Genomic DNA, 3,083 nt, shown 5'->3' with positions numbered 1-3,083 from the left:
CTTCTTGAATGGAGCGATCGCTAAAGCGGAAGGAGCTCATCCAGCCGTACAAAATTGGTGGGCGGCTTTCCTAGAAACTGTGGCTCTGCCGAACCATGAGTTGTTCACTTTTGTAGTCATGTGGGGAGAGATTTTTGTCGGACTCGGACTAATGCTTGGTTTACTTACGAATGCAGCAGCCTTAGGCGGAATAATCATGAACTTTGCATTCCTTTTCAGTGGCACAACAAGCACCAACCCGCAAATGGTACTCTTGACCATATTCATTCTTGTAGCTGGAGTGAACGCTGGTAGATTCGGTTTAGACCGCTGGGCTATGCCGCTTCTTCAAAAACAAGTCGTGTGGATTAAAAATAGACGACTTGCCCATCAATAGCACAACTGTCCTGGGAATGCTTTGTTCCCAGGGCTTTTTTTGTTTATTCTCCTGCAAATTGAGGTATCATGAAGGGAGAAACAAAGGAGGTACTCATGACTGCCATCATTTATCGTTTCTTTATATTTTGGTACATATGCGGTGTATTCCTACTTACATTCGATTTACTACCTCCCTGGCTGGAATGGGCCAATAGCGTATTTTTAATTACCGCCGGAGTCATCGCCGGCATTTATTTTTGTCACCTGTACGGTTTGCGTGGAGGGATTACATACAGTCTTCTAATCATAGTTCTAAGCATCTACGTTGAACATCTAGGCGTTGCTTACGATTTTCTGTTCGGTTCCTATGATTACAACGCTAATTTCGGTATCAAAATTTTTGATACTCCTTTAACCATTGGCTTTGCCTGGCTGCTCATTATGGGATGTTCACATGAATTAGCAATGGGCATTACCAAAGGTTTAAATGGAATAGTGCGCTCCCTTGTTTTTGTACTTGTCGGGGCACTGATCGCTGTCACAATGGATCTCATTCTCGACCCTGTATCTTTCAAGGTGAAAGAGTACTGGATATGGCAGGAACCCGGGCTATACTATGACATACCATTCTCGAATTTCATCGGGTGGTTTGTTGTTTCTACCTGCTTCCATTTAGTTTTTATTTTATGGTCTCCAGAACGAAAAACAAGAACTTCTATCTGGCGAAATCGGATGTGTCTTATTTTCGGTTTAATCATCGCTATGTTTTGTCTCATTGCGATGACTGGAGGAGTATTCGGTGCAGCCATCCTGGTGCTTGTGCTGACAGGTATTTGGTATGGATTGTACTTTTGGAGGAGAGAAGCTTATGTTGAAAGCAAATAAGAGTGCGTTTATCGAATGGGGGTTCAAGCGTTTCAACCGCCTCTTTTTGAACTATCATTTTGAAAAAATCATGATATGGAACCAGGGATCCTCTCCCCCATCAGAAAAAACGTTATTTCTTATCAACCATTCCACATGGTGGGATCCTTTAATGATCTATTATTTGAACGAGAAGGTTATCCAATCCGATGCCTTCGGAATGATGCATGAAGACGGTGTGAAACGATTTCCATTTTTTCGAAAAATCGGGGCGTTTTCTATTAACCCTGATGACCGCAGACACTTAATGGATTCACTTCAATACAGTGTAGATCTTTTACAAAAGGAGAAAACGGTCTGGATGTTTCCACAAGGAAGGGAACAGCATTTAGAAAAACGGCCGCTGGAATTTTTTTCGGGGGTTTCTTATATTGTTCAAAGATGTTCTGAAGCGAATGTAGTGCCGATATCACTATACTATTCCATCGAGCATACAAGAAAACCGAATGCGTACATCCAGATCGGTGAACCGCTTGCGAAAGAGTCCTATTTACACTTAAACCGCAAAGACATGACAGCTGCATTTGAAACAGCTGCAACAGTCCAATTGGATCGATTTCGTGAGCGAATCATCCACGAGGACTATGGCTCTTTCATGAAGATTTAAAAGAAAGAGAGGATATTTTAATGTTATTTACAATCCTTTTAATCGTTACCAGCGTACTGAACATCTGGACCATCATGAATAGCCTTTTCTTAATTCCTTTGTCCTCACCAAAATTTTTGTCTAAGCAACCTAAAGTCTCATTGCTCGTACCTTTACGGAACGAAGAAGATAACGTCGAGGGCCTAATACAATCATTGAGAAAACTTACATACCCCTCTCTTGAAATCCTGCTGCTGGATGATCATTCTACAGATGATACTTATTCTCTATTGCTGCATGAAGTAAAAGGTGATGCCCGCTTTACTATTCATCAGGGAAAAGAATTACCGGATGGCTGGAATGGAAAAGTTCATGCGTGTCATCAGCTGTCTCAATGGGCAACTGGTACATATTTTCTATTTCTGGATGCAGATGCAAGAGTAGCTCCGACCGTCATTGAACAAACATTAGCAACGATGGAGCAGCATAAGGCTAATATGCTGAGCGGTTTTCCGCATTATCCAAACAATCATTTTTTAAGCCATATGCTTGTCCCATTACAGCATATGGTTATACAACTCCACCTCCCTCTTGCCATCGCCAACTTTACAAACCGACCGCTCTTTACTGCGGCATGCGGCATCTTTATCATGATTGACCGGAAAACCTATGAGACGGTTGGCGGCCATGCATCAGTCAAAGGTTCATTAGTAGAAGATGTCCACCTGGCGAGGGAAGTGAAAAAGAAAGGATACAAAATGGTACTTGCAAATATTACACCTGCTGTGTTGTCTTACATGTATAGTACAGCCAGCGAAACGTGGGAAGGATTTAATAAGAACATTTACACTGGATTAGGCCGTTCGATCCCAATGGTTATTGCGCTTTCGTTATTTTATTCGATTGTCTTTCTCCTTCCATTAGGATACCTTTTTGCAGGTTTGATTCAGGGAAGCTGGATTTACATACTTCCTTATTTGTTGACGGTCGCTTTTAAAATGTATGTGGATGCAAGAACCGGCCATCCGCTATGGCTTTCGTTTTTTGTACCTATATCCATCGTTTTACTTATAGCTATCATGTTCTCTTCAATGTTCATCCATCTTAAAGGTCATACCTACACATGGAAAGGGAGGTCTTATGAATGAAAGCAATCATTGTTGGAGGTGGTCTAGGAGGTTTGTCCGCAGCTGTCACACTGGCCAAAAATGGAGTA

General features: G+C 41.9%; 4 protein-coding genes. All 4 read left to right on the top strand.

The features are described from left to right. Positions 1 to 376, top strand: a 376-nt coding sequence (locus LD39_RS09865) for a TQO small subunit DoxD (RefSeq protein ID WP_035545716.1), incomplete at its 5' end; no start/stop codon positions are given. A 95-nt stretch (positions 377 to 471) separates the two neighbouring features. Then, complete coding sequence (locus LD39_RS09860) at positions 472 to 1,242, top strand: carotenoid biosynthesis protein (protein WP_035545713.1); 771 nt, start codon at positions 472 to 474, stop codon at positions 1,240 to 1,242. After that, positions 1,226 to 1,888: a lysophospholipid acyltransferase family protein gene (locus LD39_RS09855; protein ID WP_035545710.1), complete on the top strand. Its 663-nt coding sequence runs from the start codon at positions 1,226 to 1,228 to the stop codon at positions 1,886 to 1,888. Before LD39_RS09860 ends, LD39_RS09855 begins: the two co-directional genes overlap by 17 nt. Positions 1,889 to 1,908: 20 nt before the next feature. Then, positions 1,909 to 3,015 carry a glycosyltransferase family 2 protein gene (locus LD39_RS09850; RefSeq protein ID WP_035545707.1) on the top strand — a complete coding sequence of 369 codons (1,107 nt, stop codon included), beginning with the start codon at positions 1,909 to 1,911 and terminating at the stop codon, positions 3,013 to 3,015. The last annotated feature ends 68 nt before the right edge of the window (positions 3,016 to 3,083 follow it).

Source organism: Halobacillus sp. BBL2006, assembly GCF_000786645.1.
Classification (GTDB): Bacteria; Bacillota; Bacilli; order Bacillales; family Halobacillaceae; genus Halobacillus.
This window is presented reverse-complemented; position numbering and strand designations above follow the sequence as displayed.